Genomic DNA, 26,965 nt, shown 5'->3' with positions numbered 1-26,965 from the left:
ACGAATGGGTGAGGAGCGAAGGGTGGGAACGACTCGGATGAACGTACGCAGCGATGTCTCAGTTTGTTCTCAGGACCCTGCAAAGTGCGAACGCTCATAGCCCTCGCAGATATTCCATGACAGAGGCAGCCCCGGGGTCATTTGTCCGAATCTTCATATGTGTAACGAGATGGGGAGGTGGCCAGGTTTCTCTCCATAATATGGGCTCTTCTCCGCTTGTATCGTCCGCGCTCACAATGCCCTGGCTGCCAATTCCCCCCCAGACTCTCCGCACACTGACGACTGCAGTAGCGTTATTCGCTGGCTCGCATGCATGGGCTCTCGATACGAGTCCCGCAGTCCAAGCATTGGTTACCAAGTCCAAAGCGGACCTCGTTTTCGTGAAGGGCGGCACGTTCAAGATGGGTGACTTCGGGCCAGAGTCGACCCCGGACAAAATGCCTCTCGTGCCCAGCTATGGCTATGGAAGCCCGGTCCATGAGGTCCAGCTCGATGGTTTCTCTATTAGCAGGTACAAGGTGACGTATGCGGACTTCGATGTCTATTCAGACGCGGAGGGGAAACCTCATATCGCCACGCTGCCTTACGAAGCCCGATTGCGACGAGTTCCAAACGTGCCGGCCGGGGTCAATTGGCAAGAGGCGAAGGACTACTGCACTTGGCTCGGCAAGGTGTCTGGTTTGCCATTTGACCTTCCGACAGAGGCACAGTGGGAATACGCTGCGCGCAGCCGCGGCCGGCTCGTGCCCTACGCTACGGACAACGGGAAGTACGAAGAGGGCCGTAACGTGGTCAGCTACGCGCAACGGAAAGCTCTGATGTCTGACGGTAAATCGTCTGCACCAAAGGTCTACCCTATCGGTAAATTCCCAAGCAACCCTTTGGGGCTATATGACATGACGGGCAACGGTACCGATTGGGTCAATGACTGGTTCTCGGAGACCTACTACGAGCACTCGCCACGGAAGAACCCATTGGGCCCTGAGTCCGGTACCGAGAAGGTAATGCGCGGGATTGAGGGGGACTACGTAACCGGTGTTGCGATGTATCGGCAGAAAGCCGCACCAAAAATGAAACCGCTCATCAACGACGATGGGACGGTTTTTTCGGAGCGGCACGCCACCACCGGTTTCCGCTGTGTAGTGAACTCCCCAGCGAAGATTGCCCCCTAACGAACCGTCTACGCGTAAGTGGGCGGCATCCCCATTGAGCCGATGTCCGCCAGCATAGAGTGGTCGATGCCCCAGGTACGCTGCTCAGCGTACTGCGGGGAATCATTGTTGAACATCGGATACCCTCGGGTCGGCTCTGACTTCAGGGAGGCTTGCAGGTTGTTGTAGAAGTCTTCCATCTGCTGCCCGTCCTTGGCGGTCCCCACGAGGGCCATGTTCAGGAAATCCCGCACTTGCTTGCGGTTTTCCGCTGTCACCGTATCGGTGCACTTTGAACCGTTCGGGGACATGTGCTGGATGATGTTGTCGAAGTCGCGGCGGGTCTGAGCTGCCCGCAGAATCGCCATCACGGCGTCCTTGCGCTGACCATAGTAGCGGCCGCCATGGTTGCGGCCGTCCAGGCCATCAATTCTCCAGTCATGCCGCGTCATCTGGTACAGCATGATTCCTTTAGCTTCTGGCGCGGTGTAGCGAAGAAAGTCATATGGGTTCGCGAGAATTCGGTTCATCAGTCGAACGCGACGGTCTTCCTTCTCGAGTTGACTCATCAATTGGTCATACGCTTCGTCAATGGAAGCCTCAGCCCAACCAACGACATCTTCAATTTTCTTAATCGTGCCTTCGACAATCATCAAGTGCAGCTTAATGATGTACTCGAAGGCCTCCCTCGCGATGAACTTCAGTTGCCTGTAGTCGGCGTGATAGAGCTGATACGCCAGCCACATCCAGAACTGGGCAATTTGCCCCATGTCCACCTCTAGTTCGAGCTTGCCCTTCGCACCCAAGCCCAAGCACGCACTCGCCATCATGCGGAAGCGGAACTTGCCCGCCGCGTAGGTCAATTCCACCATGCAGCCGGCGCCGATGCCAAGCAGACCGGACACGGAGTCACTAACCTTGGCGAATTCCTGATAGCCCAGGCCCAACTGCTCGGGATTCAACCACTGTAGGCCGCCCCACAGCTTCACCTCGGCCTTGGCGCCCGCAAAGACTTCCAACTCAGCTTTGGCCGACGGGTCGAGGTGCTTGTCTTCTGGCTTTGTCGTGGCGCCCGGGCCGGTTGGCTTTTGGTTGACGTTCAGCTTTCGTGGACTGCGGGTCGCCTTGGCGGCTGCACCGAACAAGCCAAGCTCTTTGCGTTTCTCATCCGTCCAATCGACCGCGAGGCCGGCTTCGCCGACAATGCTCGCGCCCACCATTCCCGAGAGTGCCAGCTCTGCGGCAAACCGAATCGCAGTGGACGTGTCCTTGGGATTGTCCGTCAGCTTCCACACCCATCCCACCCGGTCTGGGTGGTACATGGTCGTGACGGCCTTGGCTTCGGCTATGGCAACCTCGGCCCGAGCGCTAGCCTTTAGGGCGCAATTGCCCTTGAGCGGGTCCCATTCCGTCGAGAGCCCATAGCCCGCGAAATAGCGCATCACTTGCGCTTGCGCGGTAAGGTCGATGTTGTTGTTCCACTTCGCGTTCGGGTTGCTGGTCGCGCGGTCGTACTTCAGATGCTTATTCCAGCCATCGGCCCAGTCCCACAAAGCCCCCTGGACGCAGTGCGTCTCAAGCTTGAGAAAATCGGCCTTGAATTTGGTTTTGAGCGTCGACACGCCCTTCTTCAACTCATCCTTGTCGAGCTTGTACTGGTCATTCTCTTTCTTGATAAAGGACTTCTGTCCCGAGTCCTTTTCCTTGGCCGTGCCCTGGCGTTTCTCCCAGCCTGTCGGGACGTAGCGGTCCCAGTTGCTCTTGATGCGGTCTGAGCGCACGTAGCGCGCGGTGTACTTGCGGAACTTGCGCACCGGTCCGCCAGACGCGTTGTAGATGGGGATGATTTCGACAATCGACATGTGCCCACTGTCCATCTTGCCCAGCGGCTTGAGCGCTCCGTGAAGCTTCTCTTGCGCGGCCTTTGCCTCCGCATACGCCTGCTCCAGTGCTTGTTCTGCCTTCCTGTATTCCGCCGGGCTCGATAGCGGAGTGATTTGCAGCTTATGCAACTGCTCAGCCAGTTCATCAGCCTTGGCGTTCGCCTTGTGGTACGTGTCGATGACGTGGTCTAGAAAGTTCGCCTCGTTTTCGAACTGAGTCACATCCTTGGACGGGATACACATGAACTCACCCGTCTGGGGGCAGAATATCAACAGCGGGTCGGGCACATAGTCGACGACGACCTTGCTGCCCTTGATGGGATTGGTCGTCGCCGTCCCGCGCACCGGTGGGCGTTCCAAACCAACGCGGCTCTCAGCGGCCAGTGCTGGATTGGGAGTGTCTTGGACGGGTGATGCGGGTGAGCGCTCGAATGCCATGGCGATTGATTAGAAGAAAATCTTGATGCCCTCTTGACTGGCCGTGTAGACGCGGGAGATACGCCCCTGCCCATCAGTCATGCCCTGTGCGAGGACGTTGCCTTTGGCGTCCTCAACGACATAGGGGTGATGGGGCAGAATCTCCTGGGTCTCCTTGTTGCGCAGCACGAATTGCTCGTCATAGGGCGGCTTCCCTTTGGGCAGGGTGTTGCTGACCTGCGCTCCGCCTGGACCCACGAGGTTGTGGTTGGCACCCTTGAAAGTCACCATGCCGGGTGCGTGCAGCTCAATCGTCCCGTTCGTCACCTTGATTTGAGCGCCGGCGGCGTTAAGCAGGACGTGCTTCTTGGCCTCAACGGTGGCGCTCGCCTGGGTCGACGCGAAGGTGACCTGCTTCTCGGCTGCGAATGCTGCTCCACCGGTGCTCGCCGTCAAACCAACCTTGCCCGTTGCGGCGTGTAAAGCGATGCCTGGCGTCGCATCAGACGTCTGGCCAACCGCCTTCCCATGAGCGAACAGACTGATGCCTTCCGTTGAGGCCATGGCCAGGTTGCCGCCTGCGGCGACGTTGGCATCCTGTTTGGCGACGGCCGTGAGCTGTGTTGTGGCAACCAGAACAGCGTCTGCTGGTGTGGTGGCCAGGATGCCCTTCGGGGCCGACACCTGCAGGTGCGGCTGGCTGTATGCGACAGCGCTGGCTCCTTGGCCACCGGTCTCGGCGTGACGCAAGACCTCAGTGGTGTGCCGAAGCTGTGCGAGCGCCGGAAGGTCCTTTGCGGAAGTTTCGTCAGGCAGCCCCGCTTTTTGCTTCCGCGCAGCGTCGGCCAAGGACTCCGCGAGGTCACTGCTGGCCTCGATTTGATTGGCTGCATCCTCGCTATCCAGGAATGAGGCGCCGACATCCGCAGAGTGCGCGCTCAACAGCAGTCCAGAGCCGGCGCGCAAGCTGCCGCTGTCGTCCGTTTCGAGGGCCGCGCCGTGGCCCAGGTCACCTTCGCGAGCGTTGTCCTTCTGGTCCTTGTGGTGGCCGAGCGTGAGTGCGCTCGCCGCTTGCGTCGTGGCAAGCTGAGTGCGACTCTGGCCAGCGGTATCGTCGAACAGCAACTGGTTATGGCCACCAGTGCCGTCTTGGCTGTTGCGCAGCGCCTGGGTCCTGATGCCCGATAGCACCGCATTGTGCGCATACGGACCTTGGCTCTGGGCGCTCCCCGCAAACCAAGCTGGCGCGTTACCTGTAGCGCCTCCGGCACCGGCCTGGTTTTGGTTGTACTGGGCATCGGTCTGGCCGCTGCCGTTATAGGCGGCGCCAACGACGACCGGGCGGTCGATGTCCCCGTACGGGAATTCGACGAGGACTTCCTGGCCCACGCGTGGTAAGGCGACACCACCCCAGTTGGGACCGGCTACCGGCACGGCTACGCGAACCCAGCAACCAAGGCTGGCGTCTGCACGGGCGTTGTCCTCGCCGGCGGGGTGTGCCTGTCGGCTTGCCGACCGTGCTCCACGCTGCCAGTGGAATTGAATCTTGATGCGATGGTCGCGGTCGGTGTGAATGGGGCCACCTGAGCCAACTACAAGCGCGGTCTGAGAGCCAACGACCGTCGGGCGTGGATGCAGTTGTCGACCGTGCTCGTCCTGCAGCTGAGGCCGGTACGGCACCTTGGATGAGATGACCGTGAACCGGTTGCGGTAGAACGCCTGGTCCTGTGTATCGGCGCATGCCGTCCCGCCAAAGGTTTGAGCGAGAACCTGTGCGAAACGTTCGTTGAAGTTGTTGCGTGCCTGATGGATGACAGCCAAAGCGACGAATCGCTCGGCGTCGTCATGCCCATAGTGGTCGAGGAGCGAGAAGGTCGTTGCCGGCGCTAGAGTCCGTACCGTACCTCCGCCGTCGGTCTGCGCATTGCGGACTTCGATGGACTCCAGCACGAGGCGTGCGGTGCGCTCGGCCTGCTTGCTGTCTTCGAACCAGTATTGACCCGGGTAGTCGGTGTCCTGCAGGGTGATGTGCTGGCCGCCATCCTGAGGCGAACCGAGCTCAGCTTTGCGGACAGTGTTGGCGCGGTAATCGGCGCTTGAGAGCGACACAGCGTTGGTTTGCCAGCGAGCGACCTCTGCCCAGTGGTCGATGACGTCTTCGTTCGCTGTGGCATCAGACCTGCCAAAGCGGATGGAGGCCTGAGCGTTTTGCTGGAAGACCTCATTGGCATCCGCTATGACCATGCGGTGCACGCCCAGTGATTCACCATCAGCCTTCTCGTGCTCAAAGTAGTAGAACAACCCCTCTTCAGCCAACAGCCGGGTGACGAAATCGAAGTCGCTTTCTTCGTACTGCGTAATGACGCTGCGGCGCGTGTACACCGACGCATCCCGCAATGACCAGCGCCAAGCCGGCACCAACCGACCTTGGCCACTGTAGTCGCCAAACACGCTTTCGATGACCTCGATGACCGACATGTCCTGGAACAGGAAGCTGTCCTGGCGATAGCGCAAGAACGCCAGCCAGGGTTCGATGACCATTCGGTAACGCGCCAAGCCACCATTGGCTCCGACCTGTTCGAAGCGAGTGACGTGACCATGGAAGGGGCGCAACGCGCTGCGGCTCTGCTGCGTCAGCAGGTCGACCCGAACGGCCTGGCCAAGCACCTTGGAAGCGTCGAGCTTGGCGTCGTCTGAGAGCACGCTCAACTCCAGCCGAAAGCCTCCATCATCAAGGCATTCGCGCGCATGGAACCGCTCTGGCAGTAGCGCGTTCGCGCCAAACGGTGTGTGTAGGCGCAGCAACCGATTGGCTTGCGTGAAGGTCTCGCGCAGTAGGCTCGCGAGCTCGGTCATCGAGACCATGTTCTCCCCAGCGGTGTTGAATATGCTGGGCTATGCACGGTCGTTGATGGCCTGAAAACTGGCCCAGCACAAGATTTTTGCGCTGCAAATACTAGAGGATTGGCGTGTCGCCAACATCCCTATTAAGGATGTTTCGTGTTGAACGTTTTGAATACCTGTGTTGCGGGAAATTGTGCAGGAGCAGCACCCTAAAGGTGAATGCCGGAACTGAATTTACGGAGCATTAAGGATTGTTAATCTTTACGCGAACGACAAGGCCCGTAACCCGTTTTAAAGCCGTGAATAAGCCGCACCTCAATACGCCAAGCTCTACGCTACTCCAACCACTCTGCGTCGACATCCCGTAGTAAGTGACCACCAAGGATGTAGTCACCAAGCCTCTCCGCTTTTGCCTCGAGCAGTTCCAGCTCACCGGCTGAGAATCGGTCCAAATCAAACTGACAGTAGAGATTCCGCTGGCGGAATGTAGCTTTCACGCGCGCAAGACCAGCAACCAGCGCTGCCGGTGATTTGACGGCAATGCTCTCGTGGCCACGGAACTCCACACGAACGCCAACGGCTCTGCCGAGCCGGCCCAATTCAACCGCATCCTGCCAGCCAGATTCGTAGTCGAGTTCGACGACCGCAACTGCACCGGAGCCAACAAGCCGGAGCGCCTCCTCGCGACTACCGGCGCGCGCAGTGGTTATCGCCGGCACATCGGTCCTCGGGAGTTGGCAGCGCGTGCCTACCACCCGTTCCGTTTGCATCATTTTCTTTGGGCTCCTGCTTAGTTTTCTATAGAGCGAATCTCCTGCGGTCACCCGCCTCACGGAGACGTCCGAAGCACTTACCGAACCGTCTTCGAGATGCATTCGCCACTCCCAGACGCAATGGATTGACTGAACACCATCGGCCCGAGTACTGGATAAATATACAGTATCCGTGGTTACGGTGGCAGGCAACTTTCCATCCCAAACTCGACACCAAAATGTGGGGTATCGATAGGCCTTTCGTAGCGAGACTGAACGCTCTGGATTCGGCGTTGTCCGGGGAGCCGTGTCTCTGGGAGCGCCCGGTAGATTGGTCCGCAAAAGAAGAACTCGCCTTGAAGCGCCTATCCGCACCAAACCAAGCAGCGACAGCGTCTCACCTCCCGCCTGCGGCGGACATGCCGTTCACGCCTTTGGCACCTAGAATGACCTCACGTGGACCGGACGGTAGGCAGATAGCGAAGCTGACCCAGGTGCGCAAAAAGGGAGCACGACGATGGCATCCGATAACAAAATCGACCTGGGCATCGCACTCCGCAAGTTCCACGAACTTGCGTTAGCGGACGGGGACCTCGGCTACGAGTATTGGTACGGGGTCGGCCAGTTGCTCAAGAGGGCCGCGAGCATGCAGACAGAAATCGACGCACTTTCGCGAGAGCTTGAAATCTGCCGAGCCAAGCAGCGTGAGCCATTCCGTAGTCCAGAAGAATAGGCCTCGGACCATCGCTACATTTGGTATGACATGGGGCCACACACGGCCACAGGCATCAATCTGCGCATCATGCTCCCCCGCGCTGCATATACTTTGATGCAAGACGCTAACATGCTGTCCGCCGCGCGGAATGCCGCCGGACAGTGGGGCCGCCCCAACCAACTGATGGGCTTCGGTGATGTGGTCATTGCCGCCTGCGCGGGCGAGGTACGAGCACCAGCGCGCAGGGGACACCGGATTCTGGGGGGCAGTTCTGAGACATCCGGCACGCTGGCGAAGGCAGAGGCGTGGAACGAAAGTCTACCGGGCGAGGCCGGCTCCATACCGTAGTAGTCAGGGCGGCGGCTGAGTGAAGGTGCGTCCCAGGCAATCCAGCCAGGGAGGGCTAAGCTCAGCCTCACCACCCGTAGCCAAACCATCAAGGTATGCATACGTTTTTTGGCTGAACCCTTGTAGGCGCAAACATAGTGAGCCATCTCTCGGTTCAGCCTTACATTCGGAAAGCGCAAGGAAGGTCACCCTACGTCAATCCATAAGCGTCTCGACCACATGCTCACCCCAGTTAGCCTCTCGCTTGTTCCCGCAACAAGACTGCACTGAGTGAGTGTTTCAGCGATTGGGCTTTGTCCGGACGCGGCGCCCGTAACCATCACCCGTCATCACATGCACGATTGACGGATTCGCCTGCGAAAGGTGCGGCAGTTCTGCATGGAAGCCATATAGCCTATGCAGCGCGACGGCGACTGCGCAGGACCTCGAGTACCCGCCCTCGCAGTGAACGACTACAGACCTGATTTCGGCGGGCAGCGACTCGATAAACGAACGAATGGAATATCCCTGCTCTTCAGTAAAGGCGTATGCAAGCTTGCCGCGAGCACGCTCCGACAAATTCGGGTTGAGGAAGTCCACGTCGGCAAAGCTCATGCGTAACACATGAGCGAAGCCGCCGAGATTTGCAGGTGGGCGCTCTGGTGCGGTGATGGAAATAACGGCAATCGATGGTAGCTGCGGTAGCCTTTCCGCGTCCGTCCTCGATAGCGCAAACACTTGCCTCACACCATCTAGCGGCGGCCTGTACAGCTTGCCAAGGACATCCTTCAGTCGCTGTGCCATACGCACCTCAAATGTCTTTCAGCATCCCGTATTTGCTCACCGAACGACGATAGGTCCACAAGAACAGGTCCACCGCAAGAGCAACATCCTGATACTCATACACGCCCAACATCGCTTGCAGGTAGTCGTCACGGCCGACGCCAAGGAAAACAAGAGGAGCACAGCCGTGAAGCAACAGCGGGATATTTGCGACCAGGCGGCTGGTGCAGTTGTTGCCATCGTCGAAGGGCTGGAGGTACGCAAGATTTACCCACAGGAAGAAGGCCGCCTCGACCGGATTTCTTATTAGGGCGGCTTTGCCAACAATGGACTTCAGCACTCGCCCCACCTGCTCTGCGCCCCGCATTGGCGAGTAGAGCGTCCCCGCAATGCCAAGCTGGCTGTTGCGGATGGCCCCCAACCTTGCGCCGTCCGGTACCAGGTCGCGCATAAGCAGCGCGTGCAGATTCTGGACGACCGAGGTCGAAAGGCCCTCCTGCGGAACGCAGTCCAGGAGAAACTCGATGGCTGCCCTGTGATTGAGCAGCATCACAGTGTCGATGTCACATCGAAGGGCGCCGCCATTGAGCAGTTCCTCTGCGGCGTGCCGGCTGTAGCGATTACCGTCCAGTCGTGACGAGTTCCAAGACAGGTCGATGAGCAGGCGCGAAAATGCTCTCTCCCCGTAGCTCCCCGCAGCCTGCGTTTTGCCTTGCCCGCACAGAGCGCAAAGCTCTTCGGCCAGTTCTTTCGGCAAGAGCCAAGCATGGTTGGGAACGTCGCGTTCGACAAAATCCTGCTGGTACGTGGCGGGACCACGCGCAGCCAAAGGGACGTCAAGCCTGTGCGCAAGCTTGATTCCCGCTGGTGACATATTCCGCTGAAGCATGATTTTCGGTATCGATAGCGTTCCGCCTCTAAAGCCGCGGACCTCTTCAACTACCCCTATAGCCTTTCGACGACTGACCTCGACAACGCAAACACTTGACGAGACCCGTCCGTCGGCCGCCTGTGAAGTTTGCCGAGAATGTCTTGCAGTCGCCACGCCATGTCGTGCCTCTCAAAAGCCGGTTACGCAAAGTGTTGCCCACGGCAGAACAGAGCCCCGGTGGCCGTAGCCCTTTCGTTAGCCAGTAGCGGCGGTTTCATCGAAGTTGAGACGTTCAATAGCAATGAAAACGCGTGATACCGGAAGCGCTGGAAAAGCATAATCACATCGGCGATGCAGATACGAACAGGTCCTGCCCAGCCCTTGCCCCAAGAACTGCCAAGCGGCCCAACTCTGCAATGCGAATCAGCCCACCGCGAGCGGTTCCACCCGGGAGCTGCTGCGCACCGACCAGCTCGATGCCAGACAATAGTCTCGACAACGCGGATGACTTGGTGCCCATGCCGCGCGCCAAGTCCGCAAGGGGCACGTAGGTTTGCCGGAAAGCCAACAGCTGATGAGGCAGCACCACGCGACATGGCTGGCCACGCAGCTCGATTGACTCCGCATCGAGCAAGCCCTCATCAATCCAGTGGGAAATGCTCTCCCACTTCCAGCCCGTAAACTTCGAAAGCTGCTGAATGGACATACCGGCCTCGAGAAGCGGCGTGCCGAAATACTGCGACACGTCCGTCCTCAGGAAGGACATTTCACCCAGTGTCCGACCGCGCGCGACGGCTCTCACCTTGCCTCCTGCGATGGCCTGCATCAGCGACTCGATTGCCCGTCGGTCACCCATGCGCCGGCTCGTCAACTCCGCCCATGTGAGCGTCGAATCATCGGCCACCACAACGGATTGGGCCGACCGCTCCACACGCTCATGTAAATCCGAGATGGATTGGCGCTCGACCGGACCGCCCTTCATCAGGTCTTCGCGCCAGCGAACGTCTGACCGGATTACCCCAGCTGCTTTCATGCGTTCGAGCACGATGGGCGAAACGCCCGCTAGTTCGCAGGCAACGACGTCGGGAATCCACCCGGCGCGTAGTCGGTGGATGCGCTCAACCTCAGCGCACGGAATTTCGAACAACTGACCACGCGTTCCAGTGCGCCGTGCACGGTGTTCGCACTCGCCCGCGGCAATGGAGTCATGCATACGTGAAACGCTGACGCCGATAGCCTTTGCAGCATCCGACGCGCGCATGTATCCGGTCGCGTCCTCAGCCATAGCCTTGGCCGAATCCAGGCCCAGAACACAATCGGACTTACAGGCAGCGACGTCAATGATGATTTGGAGAAGAGGCTCTAGCGTCGTGCCCTGGCAGAGCTTGCGCAGACTGATGTACCAGTCGCCAAGCAACGTGTTCAGCGTGCGGGCATCCTTGCGACCAGCGGCGATGCGCTGCTCGACGTGGGTCCGGAATCCCATTGGCCAATCAACGAGCAAACCTTCGAGCGGCGAGAGAAATTCGACAGCTTCGGTGACAAATTTCGGCAATGCCGCATTGCGCGGCAACCCGGAACGCGTCGGGTCCGGGTATTGGCAGAGCGTACGGATGACCTTCATCAGCACGTTGAGGTCCATGCCGTGCACAGGCGGCTTGATGCTGCCAGACTGCTGCCCGTCGCTCGCAATCAGCGTCGACAGCCACTGCTGTGCGCCGGTCGCCGGCACACGTGGCAGACTGCTCAGGTCGTGACCGCACGAGCACAATCCAATGTAAAGCCGCTCCGGTGAGAGATGCTTCCCGCAAGCGTTGCACTGGTCGACCAGCAGGATTCGATGTTGCGGACATGCTGTGACATAGGCGTGTTCCCAGGAGCTTCGCAGGTAAGGCGATTCAGCCATGCAAGCGGGACACACGGCCTCAGATTGCGCACGGTGCAGCCGCCCCCAACCCCGGCAGAGGTCGTCCTGATGTCGGGCAAATTCGGTCCATGCCGGTTCCAGGCCGAGATTGCAGGCGACGTCGTCCGTGCGCGTGAGCAAGGCACGGCGATTCCGCTCGACGCCTGCCGTACTTGCCAGGTCGCGCCAGCTGAAAAGCGCATTGTCGGCGGCGAGACGTCGGTAGTAACCCATCCCGGACTCGTCGTCCCTGGGTGCGCTGGTGAGAATGAGGCTCATTGTTTAACTCCGATTTTTTTGCGAACTGGTACCGACGCCGCGTTACTGGTCAGGACGTGGACATATGCCTGTTTCAGCGCCGCCGGCTCCACGCCCGCGTCGTCGATGCCGGAGTCCTCGAATGCCAGTCTGTGCGGCGACCCCGCGTGGCTGACATCTTCAAGCGCCTTCTGGCAATCAGCGTATGTAATGGCGCGCGGCGCTTCGTGTGCCATCAAACTCGCAAGCTCGCGCATGAAGTCCGCGAGCACCCCAATCAGGCCCCCGGTGAGCAGATAGCTTTGCTGCGTCAACACGCGGGCGGGCATGTCAATGGGATAGCCAGCCGCAGCGAACAGGCGCGCATAATTCGCGACACACGAGTGGTATGCCGTCATCTGTCCAACATCGGTTGCGTCATACGGCAAGAAAATGCGCGCGGGGCCAGCCCGGTTGCGCAATTGTTCATTTGCGGCAAAAAGCCGCTCGAGTCGCGGAATGCCGAAGAGAATCAGCGTCATGTTGAGGGTGTCCATCAGCGTCTTGAGCCAGTCGCTGGCCGCGCGCGGAGGCACCCGCGAGCCTTCATCAACGAGGTGTGATATTTCGTCGAAAATCACAACGCGTGTGCGGGCCCGGCGCAGTTGCTCCACCATCAGGTCGAACATCGCGCCCGCCGTCATGCTGCCGGAAACCTGCATGCCCAAAGCACGCAGCACACTTTTAGGAAGCAGTTTGGCCGTTGCGGATGGGGGCACCTCAACAAGTAATACAGGTACATGGCGCCGCCCCTCAATGCGGGCCTCAGGGTAGTCACGCGACAGTTTGGCGATGAGGGATGATTTGCCCACACGGCTCGGACCAGGAACGCGAACGATTTTTGGTGAAAAGCCAGCGAGCGCGTCATCGATGCGACGCTTGAGCGCAGTGAGGTGCTCCACGAACATAAGGTGCGGGAGTTCGCATTCCTCAATGTCCTTGCGCAGTTGTTGGGCTGGCGTCACAGCAGTTTTTCTCCAGTGTTTCTGTTAACAATGTTCATCGACGGCGCGTCGTCGTATGAGATGACGCCAGACTGAAAATCTTCCGCCGGCAACGACGGGTTGGTCGAAGGTGCAGGTCCAAATGGTGCTGCCGCTGAAAGCGGCCGGTCGATAGCTCGCTGGACAGCTGAATTGTCTTTGGCGCGGCGCACGGTTTCCCTGTTTTCCTCGCGCTTGCCGCGAGCCTTGCGCTTACCGGCTTTCGCGTTTCCGGTGACCGCCTCGTCCATCTCCCGCTCGAATTGGACCTTTTCGTCCGGGACCGTCCAGTCAGTCATGCCCGATTCGAACCTCTCTTTGGCTTCAGCAAAGGTCCACGCCGGCGTGTCCGGACGAACGTGCTCGTGTGTCAGTGGGACAAGCGGAAGGTCATTCCCCTCGTACACGTACACCTGACGAAAATCGTCGGGGTTGTAAACCACGTGAAGCGCCGCATGGTCGCCGTACTTGGCCAGCAGATACGACATCGCTTCGCCGTTGTACCTAAACCCATGCTCAAGCGAGATACCCGTCTTGGCGTTCAACTTGCGTATCTGGTGTTCGAAAAGTGCCGCCATCCATTCATGGCGCGGTGGCGGCAGAGTGATGGGCTGTCCCATTTCTTCGGTCTGGTAGGCCAGGCGCTCAAGCGGCGTCTTTCCCTTGACCGAATCGACCAAAAGTTCGTCCCAACGCAGCCGGTTGAGCGGGGTGTTGGCCCAGTCCCTATAGAGCCACCCAACAATCCACTTTTCGAGTGCTTCGACGCTCATCAACTCGTCGCCCAGCGCCTCGGGGTCGCGCTCGCCATCTTTTCCTTCGAAGCGCGTGCATCCCGGGAGACGCTGCAGTGCTTCCTTAAGTGACCTGTTCAGGCGCTCGATGAATGGCTTACCTTGAGCTTCCTTTGCTTTGCAGTGCTTGACATCCATTCCTAATCGCTCGAGTCGGACGATTCTTCCGCCTTTGGTCTCCGGACCATTGTCAAAAATGACCTGTGCGGGCGTGCCGTAGATGTTCATCGCGTGAGCGATGCCAAGCTCTGCGAAGCGGGCTGCCTTGGCGGGCGTCAGGTACATCTCGAGGCACAACAGCGAATCCATCTCGCGCGGCGAACCGATGACAAGATGCCATCCCACCGGATACCCGGTGCAGACATCAATTGCGAGAACCAGATAGATGGTCCGGGCGATGCCATGGGGGGTTACTACAACGAACGGCAGGTGCAGAGCATCCTGCTCAATTCGGGCGAACGGAAACGCCGCCCGGATACGCTTCTTCGCGAACGATTTACCTGCGACCCTATTGAGCGGGTCCATCCGGTCGTATTCGGCATCGACAGTCAGCTCATCAATCCTGGCGCACACGAACTTGCGGCTGATGGCGTGGCTGGCAACATGCAAGCCGCGCCGGCGAGCCTCTCGGTTGACGTAGCTCGTCAGGTCGAGGACCGTCCACCTGGATTCCGTGACCAGGAATTGGTCCTGGATGACGTCCTTGACGAATTCGACAAGGTCTTTTGAATATCTGGCCGTCGCATTGCCTTTATTTTTGTCACCCTTAAGAACCGGCAGGCCCAGCCTTTGATTCGTGTAAGCCCGATACAGGGTTGCGCGCGACGGGAACGGGCAAACAAGCGGCTTGTCTGCGTTTTCCATCAGGTAAGCGTCACGGACTAGCGGTATCGCTGCGTTAAACGACAGACCGTATTGGTCCCGGACGGCATCAATGCGCCGCAGTATGTCGTTCAGAAGGCGGACCTTACTGTGCAATTCGGGATTGTCATACTGGGCGGCAATGCTGACGCGCGGCGTTCCCTTCCGATGAAGGACCAGAGTGCCTTCCGAAATCCGGGCGCTGATGTCATCGTATTTGTCATACCTGGCCTCGCGCTTCTCGGCGTCGAACAGCTGGATGGAGCCAGCATGCAGGCGACCGTCCAGCACCTCGAAGTAGCTGTCGGGTTTGCCGGGCGGCGCCAGCTTGTCTCCAGCGCGCAGGTCGGACATCATGGCCGCAGCTCCTCAATCAAACAGAGGTGGGCCAAGTCACCATATGCGACTGTCAGTTCCAGCGTGCCGCAAATATGGTTATGCGCGAGGTCGGCCTGAAGAACGCCCCTAGCGAGCAGGGGAGGAATCAGGCCGGTCGGAATCTGGAGTTCGGCGCACAGCGTGCGCTGTAGCACCGGACCCAATTCGCAATAGCGTTCGACCCGGTCGATGATGTCAGGCGTCAGGTATTCGCGAGCACGCGCTATCGCCGGCTTCAACAGCTGCACATTTACGACGACCGGGTGCCGTTCATTCGCAGGAACGACCACCGTGGATAGCGGATAGCAGTTCGCCTCCATGATTTCCCGGGCCCGCTCGACCTTCGCCCAGTACCCACCGTCGCCCTCGAAGCCCTGGAGCTTGACCTCGTATGCGCGCTGCAGGCCGTCGGCCTGAACGGTGGCAAAGTCTGGCGTGTACTCCGCCTCCCCGGCGCGACCGCCGCGCATCCTGCGCGCTTCTGCCAGTTCCTCGCGCGTGAACAGCAGCCGCTCTGCGACCAGGTCGACGGTAAACGGTTGCTGCTTGAAAGAGCGCACGCGCGGGTCAACGCACAGCATATGCGCGACCAGGCGTTCCGCGTCGGATTCGACAGTGATGTGGCCTTCGGCCTTTTCGGCATATGTGCCGATGCGAGCCTTGCCATACGTACGGGCCGTAAGCCGGACGCCGGCGTTCGCAGCGCTCCGGCGACTACGGACGCCATAGGACGGTGCGCTCCTCATTTCGCGCCTCCGTCCGGAGTCTGCAACCGGCTGCTAACCAGGCTGGTCGTCTTGGTTGCAGTTGCGGCCCGTCGGGCCGGCAAACTGGGTTGTAGGGTTATTGTTAGCATTCTGTTCTCGCAAAAAAATGGCTTGCAGAGAACGTGTAGTGCTCCCCCATATGGAGTCAGTCGTATACGACCGAAATTTCCCGTGAGAGAATCGCGGCACCAGAAAAATAGAGGCTCGAACAAGGTCGCGGGGGAACGATGGAAGAACTGCCACAGAAGCGTGGTCGGCTGCCGGCTGAGCCGTACGAGCGGTGGGAAGAAGAGGCGAAGGGGCTGGTAGAGGAAGAGATGGTACGGCGCGGCATTCGCTACAAACAGCTTTCGCGGATGCTGGAGGCGCAGGGCATCTACGAGTCGCCGGACCAGATAAACCGCAAAATCAATCGCAGGAGGTTCTCGGCAGCCTTCCTGATTGCCTGCCTGCGTGCGATGGGCGTGGAGACCATCGCACTCGTCCCCTTCAAACCGGGACAGAATATTGGAGGTTAGGCGACTGACTACCCACGTCGCAAAATTCGCCCGCAGCCAGACCAGTTTCATCGCCTGCTCCCGCCATACCCTCTCATAAATCGTCCAAGTTCGGTGGCGAGTTGCCGCGCGCCGAGCCGGTCGTTTCTGTCCGGATTGAATAATTCAGCCGTTCGATAAGAGCCTTTTGTTGCCCGGCCCTGGCTCTACAGTGCTTCACGTGGGCGCCGAGCAGGTCCAGGTTCCGGATGCGTCCGCCCTTGGTTTCGGGGCCGTTATCAACAACAAGTTGCCCAGGTGTGCCACACACATTCATGTCGTGGTCAATGTCGAGTTCGTTCATGGAGTTCCCTTCTTCACGTTGCGCCGCATGACTGAAACGCAGCTTGCCCGCGCGAAGCAGCGTCCGTTTGGTCTATCAGGTCAACGCAAAACGGCTGCGGCTGAAAAGCCCTGACACGGGGGTCAATCGTCAGCAACTGTGCGACGAAGCGTTCGGCATCGGACTCGACATTGATGTGGCCATCAGCTTTTTCGCTGTACGTGCCGAACCTAGCTTTGCCGTATGTTGATGCCGTTTGACGGATTCCGGTGTTGGCGGCGCTCAGCCGGCCTCGACGACCATAGGACGCAGACGTTCGGCTCACGATGCACCTCGCTCTGCCGCACTTAGCCTGCTAGTGCTGTGGCCACGTGTCGTGACGTGAGTGAAAAGACCTGCGAGGCCAGGCCGGTAGGGGAAATCTGGGAAGCTGTTTCTCTTCAACATCATGCAGTCAATCGAGTCTTCGACTGCATAACTTACGGACGCGTTTTGCCAAAAAATAGGTGTGGTCTGCCCGCCGTTACAGCCAGTCTCGCGAATATCCGTTGGTACGAGATAGCTTTCCCGAATGAAATTTTTTTTTGCTCTACGCGCTTGTAACGTTAACGTTACATGGCTGTACGGTTGGGACGCGCAAGGCGGAAATTCGGAGCTACGGTGGGTGGCACGATGTGCGCCAGAACAAACGGTGTGGTGGGTGAGAAGCGGGACGGCAACTCGCGCTTGGTAATGCGTCGGAGAAGGGCACCCAAGAGAACGCCGGCCGGCCGAACCCTGGAGTTGCGGCAGAGTGCCAAGGTCGGTCCACAACGCGGGACAGGCGATGGGCGCAGTCAGCGAGGCAGGCAAAAACCGAATGCCGTCGCCGGTCTCCAGCCGAACGCGGTGAGCTTTCGCTCGCCAAAAAATGGTCTGCTTCATCAGCCGCTCCTGCGTCATACCCTCTCATAAATAGGGTTCGCCGCGGAAACGCGTCAGATTTGCGAAGGCAGATTCACTTTCGATACAGCATCCCAACATTGCGCTGAGACGGACTTACCGTAGTAAACGCAAGGGGAATTTTCAAGCCAAAAACTATGTCTGGGATTTCCGTGCCGACCTGAGCGGATTCCATCGTGCACGCACAGCGCGCCGTGTTGGCATAGGGGGCACCAGCGTTCATTTGCAATCTGCGAGATGAGTGATATACGAGTACGACGCACCCTCCAAGCTTCAACATCGCGCCGCCTCCATTTCGCGGCATGGTTACCTGCTGGAGCTATTCAGTCTTTTCCCGACGTGGAGATGCTCACCGTACTTCGTCGCCAGGTCCTGGAACTGGCCTGACAGCTGGTCTGCTTCCCCAACCTGAGCAGCGAACTCGTCCAACGTCATCGCAATCGATTCGTCCTCTCGACTCGGTGACATGTCCCAGTTCAGACGCACAAAGACGAGCAAAGGGGGCGCATCACAGAATCGCCCGGATTCTCCAGGCAGATGCTTTCCTGGCACGCCCCAACGGCCGTGGGCGTAGTGGTTACGAAATACCCTTGCTCTATGAGCTCGCTCAAACCACAGACTGAACTCCCGCTGCCTCCAGCTGCCGTGTTCACCCACGCGGCGCGCATCAAACACTCCAGAGCTTTCAGGCGCTCATCGAGCTTTGCTGTTTTAGGCTTCAGGAGCGATTGAATTTTGGTGTCCCTGTCACTCCCCCAGTAGCGCAATTGCAAGCCCCCATGAAAATCCAGTCTTGCAATGGCATGAACCAGTCGACCAAGCAGAAGATGGAAAGCATCTTCAAAGCGCAGGTATTCGGGAATTCGAATCTCGTTTCGGCTTCTTGACCTTGGCGTAGACAGGACGTTCTGCTTCCCAACTTCGCGGCAAAGTTGGGGCGTGGGGCGGGCACGGCAAGACCCCGTCTCTTCTGCATTCTCCTTCAGACAGCGCAAGCGTTTCGCTAATGTCTACTGTGCAGTCGCCTCATGCTGTTGCCATTCAGCAAAAAGCATTCGCTCCACTTCCAACATCGTCACTTCGTGCCTCTCCAGCAGGCTGGCCAAATGCGTTTGGTCCAATAGTTCCACAGAGTTCAAAGCAGCGTTCTCGTGCGCCTGTCGGTTGAAGAACTGATTCGTGATGCAGACCTTCTCAAACTCCACCATCGGGTGTCTACGGCGGTAGAAAGCTTCGCCGGTCACGACATCCTTAACAGCCTCCCACCCAAGGGTGGCACCGTCTGTCCCGCTGGTCTTAGCCTGTATGAGCTGCCCCTTACGACCGTCAATGGCAACTATGTCGACGCCATTGTCATTCGTGCCGGGCGTGCGGTAACAACCGTATCCGCGCTTTCCCCACAGAGCCCCCGTCAGGCATTCAAAATGCTGCCACCCCATGCGCAATGCCATGTCGAGCGTGATGCGTTCGTCGATGCCTGCGCCTTCCGACTCAGGAACGACCTCGGCCAAGTTGAAGTCGCCAGGGGCAACGTCCCCAGCACCATTCAACATGTCCTCCGCCAAACCGCGCTTGTATTCAAGCAGCATGTCGAGTTTTACATCGAAAGTCGTGAAATCGTCCGCACGAACCACCGGATAGTAGACGTACACAGGCTTCTTTTGATTTATGCGGTACGCGCGGTCAGTGGCTTGGTCCTCCTTAGCAGGATTCCATGTCCGCGTGTAGTGAACGACGTGGTTCGCTGCCTGAATATTGACGCCGAAGCCGACGGCAACTGGCGAAAGCACTAGGACGCCAAACCCGGGAGTTTCCTGGAACGCCTTGATGCGTTTCTGACGGCTGGCCACGTGATTCGCTGATGCCTTTGTGTCTCCGTTGATGATGTCAGGGCGAAATCCGAATTCGGCCTCGATGTAGTGCTGCAGAAGTCGCTGAATTTCGCGAAATTCGCAGAACACGATGACCTTCTCGCCTTTGGCCTTAATTGCATGAAGCTGGTTGAGCAGCCAGTCTAGCTTCGGAGCTTTCTCGCGGTATTGCCTGACCGGCTCAGGCTTGAAGACGCCCAATCCATGAGGTCGGGGGTCGGTGCAAACCAGCCTCAGGTAATGCAGTAGTCCTAGGTGATTTTTGAACGGTGTCGTAACCGTCGGGTCTCCACGTTTCTTGAAGCTCTCCACAGCTTTCGCATATAGGTTTCGCTGTGTGCTTGATAGCTGCAAGCGTCGGCACTCATCCACCACAATTTTCGGCGGCAAACCTGTATCCACTTGACTCTTCAACCGCCGAAGAATCTGCGGCGCGATGCGTGCCCTTAGCTCCTCAACGCGAGCTCGCTCCTCTTCAGTCTTGGCCTCAATAGGCTTTCTGTAGCGCTGACCGAAATCGTTTAGAGCGCCCAACAATCCCGGCTGGACGTAGTCGAACAGACACCACATGTCCGCAAGCGTGTTCTCGACTGGTGTACCTGTGCAGGCAATCTTGAAGTCCACGTTCTGCTTTTTTGCGGCTCGCGTGACCATAGCAGCAGGATTTTTGATTCGCTGGGCTTCGTCACAAACCATCAAGGACCACTTCTGGGCGGCGAACGAAAACTCGAGGTCCCGCAAAGTCTCGTACGTCGTCAGAACTATCTTGGCGCTGCCTATCCAATTCGGTCGCAGAAACTTAACTAGGCCATCCTCAGACTGGAGCCTCTGGTCAATCTGAGCGCGCGGCACTCTCAGTTCGGAAAGGCTGTCACCGTAGGCGGTCAATAAGGGTAATGAGCCCGGCTGAAAAAATTTGTTGGCCTCTTCAACCCAATTTTCCAGCAGCGAAACGGGCGCAACGACCAACATGGGGGACATGTCTGGTTCCAGCTCAAGCAGCCAGGCCATAAGTGCTAGTAGCTGGAATGTTTTCCCCAGTCCCATATCATCCGCCAGCACCGCTCCCCTGACCTGGTATTCGGTTTGCAGGCGAAATAAATGCTGCATCCACGCAAGCCCTTCCCGCTGGTGTTGTAGCAACGCGTACCCCGGGCGGATACTCTTAGGCACGTTGGGCTCAACTGGCACTGACTGCAGTGCTTCACGTCGCAGTTCCTCATACTCGAGCGCCTGGATGTTAGCTCTCAGCACGAGCTGCTTTTGGGGCCCCTTAGTGCTCGGAGGCGGTTGGTTAACCTTTACCGGGTCGAACGGCTTACCCGACTCTATATCGGAGAAAACTTCCTCAAAAGTTTTGACAATCTGCTTAGCCTCTCGAACCGATATGGGCTTCGGAAGCCAGGGAACGCTCACCTCATCCGCGCCCTTCAGCTCTGAAGACTGCAGCCCCGCCTTGAGCTTTTCTATCGCTGTCTTGCTGGTCGGGATTTCCACCGGCCCGCTGCCATCTTGCGGGTCGTAGACGACTACTGGCAAGACGTTCTCGGGGAACCACCCATCGTCCTCCTTCCTTTTGGCGATATAGGGTGAGCAATACGGCTTCTCGATTCCGATTGAATCGACTCTGGCAGAGTAGCCGCTCAGGTCGTGGACCGCCGAATATGAGACCAATGTCGGTGGCGCTAGTCGTTGCTCCAGTGCCGCCGTCAGTTCCTTGAGATGCTGCTCAGCATCCCCTTGGACGACGAAGTCATATCCGCCCCATGCAACCAACTGGTTGCCAAGTTTGAGCGCGCGGGAAAGCACCTGTGTAAACGACGACAGTTCAGCGTCATCCAACCATTCGATTTCTGACGAAGTCGGTCCGCTTGCAACTGCGGTTTCGATGAGCAGGCCAACGCGCACTGGATAGCCAGTCTCATCACGTTCGAGCAGAGGAACAAATCGCTCGTAATCGAGGCCCGCACTCTCGCGAGCTTGTTCGAACTGCGATTCCTCAATGACATCCACTGCATCTGCACCTAGTGTGGCGTACGGATTCAGGAGAAATGCTTGTGCGCGAGAGCCGGCGACACGCCTATGAGGAAGACGCTTCATTTCCTGCAGCACAGTCCGCACTTTCGGTGTCACCAGAATTTGGACAATGCCTTCTGGCGTCACAATGTCGTATCTGTCGCGGACGTCCTTAGCTCGGTCGAACACTTCGAGCCAATTGGCTGGTGCCCCCTCGAAGACCGGCTCAATCTCGACGACGTGGTCGTCGCTGACACTCTCCGAGCGGCGCAAGCCAATCTGAAGTTTTTCCGGAGTCAATACAACTGACCGATATAGGAAGTCGTCGAGATGAGCCCCTGCGGCGATGGCGAGTCTTCGAATGCGCCCCCACGCCTGCCGATGAGCCAAATCCCCTCGCTCTTCCTCCGCTCGCTGCGAAAACGCGACGACTTCCTTGAACAGAAGCCACTGCTCTGGACGCATGAGAGCCTGATGCCCGTCGCGCGCCATCACAGGGCCGTTGAGAATTTCATCAAACTCAAGTCCATCATTACCGTACCAACCAGCCAGCGCGATAGAGAAATCGCGGTCCGTTAATGAGTGGCTGCTTCGGAGGGCAGGGCGAGCATTGGTGAATCCGGGAAGCTGAAGAAGACTGGAAAGCTCGACATAGGCAGGCATGTCAAGTACCGCGTACATGGAATCCCAGCCAAGCAGGAAGCCGTCCTCTGTCTCCACTGCCAGTCCGTCATCGACCAACTGCGTGAGGTAACCCTCTAGCAATGCGCTCTCAATAGCTGGGACATCTGGCATAGCCTTGCCGGACGTCAGCACGACGCCCGCCGGCGACCACTGGCGCCGCCATGCATTTTTTTGCGCCTTCGCGTTCTTGAATAGCTTGAACACTGTCACCCCTTATTTCCACCACCCCTTGCCGGCTTTTTTCCGAAAGCCCCAGTGCGTCAGAACCTGATTGACTATCTCACCGTTTTCACCACCCCGAACCCACAGGTTGCCGCCCATAGATGTTTTATCGTCGATTTCAAGGCCATGCTCTCTGGCCAGCCCAGCAAGAGCTGAGCGAGAGTACGGCTGAGACTTGGCTCTCGCAGCGTGCTGGTTCGTTTCCTCGGATGATTGGCGGATTGAAGGCAGCTTCGTCGCGGCCCGTGTCGCACGAGGAACTGAATCAGTAGGTTTGATTCCAAATTCCTTGGCCAGCGTCGCCTCGAACATGTCCTCCCACTTATCCCAGTTATGGATGCCGTCTTGGTGACTAAGCCAGAGAATGCTTTTGCTCTTCTGTTTAAGGGAGTTTCGGCCATTTACTTCGAGCCGTAGCGTCTGCGTGGTGTCAAAGGGCACGGACCGTTTCGCGTCATAGCCGTACAGGGCATTGCCGAGGCCACTGAACTCTACGGCGACTAGGCTACCCATCGACATGATGAAGGCATTATTGGCACCAGATGCATCAAGTTCACGGACGAGCCCTGTCATCTTCTTACGCAGCGCAACGAAGTCCTGTTCCCTGGAGTTACGAGCAGACGAACCAAGCGCAAACTCTATGTGGTCAATTGATTTGACGTATCGCTTCCAGAAATTCATACGACGTGGGTCGCCAAGTCCATCTTCGGCCAGCTTGGTGAAGAATGTCTCAATGAACTCCAGTTTTAGCCAGTCGGCCACCATTGCCCGAGCCTCTGGTGCAACCCCTCCCCATCGTGTCCGGTTCGATGGCAACCATGGGTTACCCCACCAGGCAACCGAGTGGTCGCGGAGCATTTGGTGTAGCGCGGCATTGGGCACCTCTGCGTACCGGTCGAGCAGGAGAATCATTCCACGGTCACGCAATACCTCGTTAACGGCCAACAGCTCAAGCATCCTGGGTAGAAGCGCTTGAAACTGTGTATGGTTCAGGCGAGTTGCACCTTTCACCTGTGCGAGAACAAGCTCCCGGAGGAACCAGGACGCCTTCCCGATTCCCAACTGCTCGCAGAGGTGCTCAATGTACCCAGTATCATCCCGGAGCAATGCATCCACGTAGGGCTCACACGGTTGCTCCCCGAAGAGGCGCTTGTTTTCGACAGCGGTATCGACCCACTCCGGATTGAGGTTTCTGTCCTTGATGAGTCGATTTCGTTCATGCAGGTACTCCCGTAGCAAAACCCAATTCTTTCGGCCGGTTAGGGCCGTCCCATCAGCAATGGCGTCATAGGTGAAGTAGCTCTTGACCAAGCCCTGATAACACCGCCGGTACGCGCTTGGCCTACTCACCCACGCGTCGACGCCCTCGAGGACTCGCTCCAAGCGCGGCCGGTCCTCCATGACGCACGCCCCTTGCGGGCGATACGGCAAACACAGACTCCACGACAACAGATAGGCATCGCGAAACGATTTCACTTCTTGGCTCTGCCAAAAATGACGTAGCGTCTCTAGCTGATAGTCCTCAGAAAGCGCGCTGCCTTTGCGTGACTTCGTGCGCGCTTCCATCGCAGCAATTGCCTCATCAATGCCGCGGCTTGGCGTCATCGTCTTCGCGCCTTCTTGGACAGCTGGTCGCAGCAGCGACGCCAGATGGTCTAGTGCGCTCATTTCAGTGCGCACTCGCCAAAATTGCCGGACTGCTCCGGTGCTTCGGGCCGCTGCTCGCCAACGCCCAGAAACTCGAGGCGCATTTCGACGCGACGGCTCTCTTCGTCAGTATCCTTCGCCGCGTTAAAAGAGTATCCGCCAACCAGGAACAGGCTACGGACGCTTTCCTTCTGCTCCCCAGAGAGAAGACTTAGGCCAGATGCTGCAAACATACTGCAGAGCACCCGTTGGCTGCGCTGCAGACTCAGGTTCAGGTTACTGAGGTACGAGCCGGTCTTGTCGGTGTATCCCTCGACCACTACCCTCTTCAATACCCGCTTACCGAGCTCATCGTTTGCCACCGTCAGGATTTCGGGTACAAACTGACGAAGCACTACCTCCTGTTCAGTCGTCAGATTCGATTTCCCAAAAGCAAAACGCGCGCGGTCACCGAAGTCGATGACATGCCTATCACGGTCAACCTTGATGCCGTCATACCGCTTCGCAGCCTTTACGAAGCGGTCCAGGATAAGCTCAATGTCTTTACGGTGCTGCTCCTCCCTCTTCTCCTTCTCCGTGACGTTTTTGGTAACCGCGAGCAGCGCTACGCCCATGACGACCAGGAACAGCACCATCAAAGCAGTCATCAGGTCAGCGAACGAAATCCAGAACGGCTTCTCCGCCTCGTCCCGGCCGCCGCGCTTGAGAACGACCCTTGCGCCCACCATTCCTTACCTCCTCACCGGCGTGAGGCTCCCCATCGAGGCCAACGTCACTTCCAGCTCCGCAACGGCTGAATGCAACAGCCCAACTGCCGTGGAGAGCTTTGTGTGGAACTCGGTATTCGCTTTGTCGAGCGTCCTCTTTACCTCAGTCGCGAAGGATGTATGTGCTTCTCCGAGGACCCGGCTGACGCCATCAAGGTATTCATCAGCCTGCTTTTGCGCCGCACCCAAACGGTTTGCGGAACCTTCAATCCGCCCCAGAATGTCGCTGGTAAGAGTGGCTTCTTTGCGCGCCGCCTCCACCGTGGCACGCAGTTCGGTAACGAGCTGACTGATTGCATCTCTTTGGTTGCGATAGTCCTTCAGCAGTTCCTGAATGGCGGTTGCGCCAGCCGTAAGACTTCCTGAGGTTTCGGAGAGCTTGGTTGAAACACTGGTTACCTGGCCCATGATGCTCGTGACGCGCTCACCAGCCGTGGCGAAATTTCGGGAAGCCGTACCCAACTGCTCCGCCCCGGCATTCATCTTGTCGACTGACGACGACGTGACCTGGGTCAGTGCCGTGACGCTCTGCGCCATTTGGCTGGTTGCTGCGCCGAGCTCCTTGATTGCAGCTTCGACTGACTCAGACATTCCAGTGACAATACTCGAGGCGCGGTCGGCCATCGATTGCTCTCGAGCACGATTGCTCTCGAAAACCTCTTGCTGCGAGCCACTAAGTGTTGCAAGCATGGTGGTGACCTGCGTACCGATTGCCTCCAGCGTACCTTGCAGCTTCTGGTTGGTCTCCGACTGAGAGGTGGCGACCAATTGCCGAATCTGTTCAATGAAAGCGGCAGACTGGGCGTTCATCGCCTCTTGGCGCGACTCAATCTTCTCGATAGCTTCGGCCATCCGCTGTGCCATCGCATCAGTTGAGCGCAGACTCGACGCCTCGATGTTGGCTACTAACGCCTGAAGCGTGCCAACAGCGTCCTGCATGCTCCGTGCTGTCTGCTGATTGAGTTCGTTGAGGCCAGAGATTTGCCCACCAAAGAGGTCATTGAGACGCTGGCTGAAGCTAGCCATGATGTCCTGAAGCATACGGGCGGCGGTTGCGCTTTGGTCGCCGCTCGCTGTCCTTACGGTCGAGGCGATGTCTTCTAGCGGGCCTTTGAGACTCTGCTGAATGCTTTCGGCAATAGTGCTGCCCAGGACCTGGTTGTCTTGACGAGCAGCCTCCAATTGCTCGCGGGATGCTTGAACCAATCGCTCCACGACCTGAGCCTGCTGCTCCTTGCCTGCAGCAATCTGGGCGCTGGTCAGTTCGCGCAGCAACTCGCCTAACTCCTCGACGAGAGCGTCCTTGAGAAGCTTGGATTGGCTTGCAGACTCTTCTGAAGCCTTAACCAGCCGTGACAGGTATTCTTCGCCGGCACCTGCCTCGAAGCATGCGTCAATCGCGTGCGCAATCTCCTCTGTCTTCCGGTAGAGCGATGCCAGCAGCAGCTTTTCGATGAAGGTAACAACCATCGCGGCAGCAATGGCGGCAGCCGAGACAAGAAATGCCTCCCCAACCGAGTGCATGAGGGACTCGAGGCTCGTTCGCACAGTGGCTGCGTTCTCGCTCACTTGGAAAGCGCGAAGACCCTCAATGAGACCGCTGAACGTGCCAATGATGCCGATGCCAGTGAAGATACCTGGAAGGTGCTTGAAGAACTCCGTGCGCAACCTGCTGTCGACGATGGCTTGGCTATTGAAGTACAACTCCGCTGGCGCTGTGGCACGGACCGCCCGTACGACCATCTGACCGCCCCGTTCCTCGCGCTGGACATGCAGTGATTCCTGATACTCCTTCCAGTGGTGCGCCAACTGCTTATCGCCAGCAAACACCTTTCTGAACTCTGCTGGGTAGTCCTTCGCGTCGAAATTAGCGATGCCGTGCTGAATGCGACGCAAGCGCAACCAATGTGCAAAACCTGGCCCAAGGAACACTGCAAAGAAGGCTACAACGAGAACAGCGAGTGCAGCGCCGGTAACAAGGACTGGTGTTGGCGCCGTGACCAGAGACGTCTCGAGATTCACTGCTTGCCCCCTTCCAATGCAAACTCCGCTTTTTTTGCATTGAGCTGATGGGGCAGCTCAATGCCATGTTTCTCGCAGTATGCGTAGAGGAGAGTTTCGAGCATGTTGGTCAGCGAGCGGTGCTCACTTGCAGCCGCAGCCTCAAGTAGCCCTTTAAAACGACTGGAAACCCGGAAGCTCATTGAAATATTTTTCCCCTCGACCATGGCCGAACCTTTTTTTAAATGTATAGAGCCCTACGATACA

General features: G+C 58.1%; 19 protein-coding genes. 4 read left to right on the top strand and 15 right to left on the bottom strand.

Annotated features, from left to right (window positions below; genetic code table 11):
• Positions 1-347 precede the first annotated feature (347 nt).
• Positions 348-1,172, top strand: coding sequence for a formylglycine-generating enzyme family protein (locus R2676_RS16330; RefSeq protein WP_206272416.1), 825 nt, complete (start codon positions 348-350; stop codon positions 1,170-1,172).
• A gap of 8 nt (positions 1,173-1,180) precedes the next feature.
• Here R2676_RS16330 and R2676_RS16325 read toward each other — a convergent pair whose 3' ends face one another.
• The 3 genes from R2676_RS16325 to R2676_RS16315 form a co-directional block, all read right to left on the bottom strand.
• A complete protein-coding gene (locus R2676_RS16325) occupies positions 1,181-3,472 on the bottom strand; it encodes a hypothetical protein (RefSeq protein WP_206272417.1) in 2,292 nt (763 codons plus the stop codon).
• 9 nt (positions 3,473-3,481) lie between these two features.
• Positions 3,482-6,316, bottom strand: coding sequence for a type VI secretion system Vgr family protein (locus R2676_RS16320; RefSeq protein ID WP_206272418.1), 2,835 nt, complete (start codon positions 6,314-6,316; stop codon positions 3,482-3,484).
• A gap of 314 nt (positions 6,317-6,630) precedes the next feature.
• A complete protein-coding gene (locus R2676_RS16315; RefSeq protein WP_206272484.1) occupies positions 6,631-7,005 on the bottom strand; it encodes a PHA-granule associated protein 4 in 375 nt (124 codons plus the stop codon).
• Positions 7,006-7,564: 559 nt separating this feature from the next.
• Here R2676_RS16315 and R2676_RS16310 point away from each other — a divergent pair.
• Entirely contained in the window at positions 7,565-7,780 is a 216-nt protein-coding gene (locus tag R2676_RS16310) for a hypothetical protein (protein WP_206272419.1), read from the top strand.
• Positions 7,781-8,389: 609 nt separating this feature from the next.
• Here R2676_RS16310 and R2676_RS16305 read toward each other — a convergent pair.
• The 6 genes from R2676_RS16305 to R2676_RS16280 all read right to left on the bottom strand — a co-directional run bounded on the left by R2676_RS16305 (position 8,390) and on the right by R2676_RS16280 (position 15,708).
• Positions 8,390-8,893: a hypothetical protein gene (locus R2676_RS16305; protein ID WP_206272420.1), complete on the bottom strand. Its 504-nt coding sequence runs from the start codon at positions 8,891-8,893 to the stop codon at positions 8,390-8,392.
• A gap of 7 nt (positions 8,894-8,900) precedes the next feature.
• Positions 8,901-9,761 (bottom strand): Fic family protein, encoded by an 861-nt coding sequence (locus R2676_RS16300; protein ID WP_206272421.1) that lies wholly within the window; start codon positions 9,759-9,761, stop codon positions 8,901-8,903.
• Between the two features lie 322 nt (positions 9,762-10,083).
• On the bottom strand, positions 10,084-11,928 hold the full coding sequence (locus R2676_RS16295) for a TniQ family protein (RefSeq protein WP_206272422.1): 1,845 nt from the start codon (positions 11,926-11,928) through the stop codon (positions 10,084-10,086).
• Complete coding sequence (locus R2676_RS16290; protein WP_316857351.1) at positions 11,925-12,911, bottom strand: TniB family NTP-binding protein; 987 nt, start codon at positions 12,909-12,911, stop codon at positions 11,925-11,927. Before R2676_RS16290 ends, R2676_RS16295 begins: the two co-directional genes overlap by 4 nt.
• A complete protein-coding gene (locus R2676_RS16285) occupies positions 12,908-14,941 on the bottom strand; it encodes a transposase (protein ID WP_206272423.1) in 2,034 nt (677 codons plus the stop codon). Before R2676_RS16285 ends, R2676_RS16290 begins: the two co-directional genes overlap by 4 nt.
• Entirely contained in the window at positions 14,938-15,708 is a 771-nt protein-coding gene (locus R2676_RS16280) for a hypothetical protein (RefSeq protein WP_206272424.1), read from the bottom strand. Before R2676_RS16280 ends, R2676_RS16285 begins: the two co-directional genes overlap by 4 nt.
• A gap of 248 nt (positions 15,709-15,956) precedes the next feature.
• Between R2676_RS16280 and R2676_RS16275 the strand changes: the two genes are divergently transcribed.
• Positions 15,957-16,247, top strand: coding sequence for a DUF6471 domain-containing protein (locus R2676_RS16275; RefSeq protein WP_206272425.1), 291 nt, complete (start codon positions 15,957-15,959; stop codon positions 16,245-16,247).
• Between the two features lie 73 nt (positions 16,248-16,320).
• Here R2676_RS16275 and R2676_RS16270 read toward each other — a convergent pair whose 3' ends face one another.
• Entirely contained in the window at positions 16,321-16,569 is a 249-nt protein-coding gene (locus tag R2676_RS16270) for a hypothetical protein (protein ID WP_206272426.1), read from the bottom strand.
• A 67-nt stretch (positions 16,570-16,636) separates the two neighbouring features.
• Here R2676_RS16270 and R2676_RS16265 point away from each other — a divergent pair, with 67 nt between their 5' ends.
• A complete protein-coding gene (locus R2676_RS16265; protein ID WP_206272427.1) occupies positions 16,637-16,798 on the top strand; it encodes a hypothetical protein in 162 nt (53 codons plus the stop codon).
• Positions 16,799-18,500: 1,702 nt separating this feature from the next.
• On the opposite strand, the gene R2676_RS16260 is transcribed toward R2676_RS16265, so the two are convergent.
• From R2676_RS16260 to R2676_RS16240, 5 genes are read right to left on the bottom strand one after another with little or no spacing between them, the layout of a single operon-like run.
• On the bottom strand, positions 18,501-22,271 hold the full coding sequence (locus R2676_RS16260; protein ID WP_316857350.1) for an SNF2-related protein: 3,771 nt from the start codon (positions 22,269-22,271) through the stop codon (positions 18,501-18,503).
• 3 nt (positions 22,272-22,274) lie between these two features.
• The gene (locus tag R2676_RS16255) at positions 22,275-23,951 is read right to left on the bottom strand and encodes an EH signature domain-containing protein (RefSeq protein ID WP_206272428.1); all 1,677 of its coding nucleotides are present in this window, start codon (positions 23,949-23,951) and stop codon (positions 22,275-22,277) included.
• Positions 23,948-24,658: an OmpA/MotB family protein gene (locus R2676_RS16250; protein WP_206272429.1), complete on the bottom strand. Its 711-nt coding sequence runs from the start codon at positions 24,656-24,658 to the stop codon at positions 23,948-23,950. The genes R2676_RS16255 and R2676_RS16250 overlap by 4 nt, the downstream gene beginning before the upstream one ends.
• Before the next feature lie 3 nt (positions 24,659-24,661).
• On the bottom strand, positions 24,662-26,719 hold the full coding sequence (zorA, locus tag R2676_RS16245) for an anti-phage ZorAB system protein ZorA (protein ID WP_206272430.1): 2,058 nt from the start codon (positions 26,717-26,719) through the stop codon (positions 24,662-24,664).
• On the bottom strand, positions 26,716-26,925 hold the full coding sequence (locus tag R2676_RS16240) for a hypothetical protein (RefSeq protein ID WP_316857349.1): 210 nt from the start codon (positions 26,923-26,925) through the stop codon (positions 26,716-26,718). The genes zorA and R2676_RS16240 overlap by 4 nt, the downstream gene beginning before the upstream one ends.
• Positions 26,926-26,965: the final 40 nt, after the last annotated feature.

The organism is Ralstonia flatus (assembly GCF_958439105.1).
GTDB lineage: Bacteria > Pseudomonadota > Gammaproteobacteria > Burkholderiales > Burkholderiaceae > Ralstonia > Ralstonia flatus.
The sequence above is the reverse complement of the archived record's forward strand: the minus strand, read 5'-3'. Positions and strand labels throughout refer to the sequence as shown.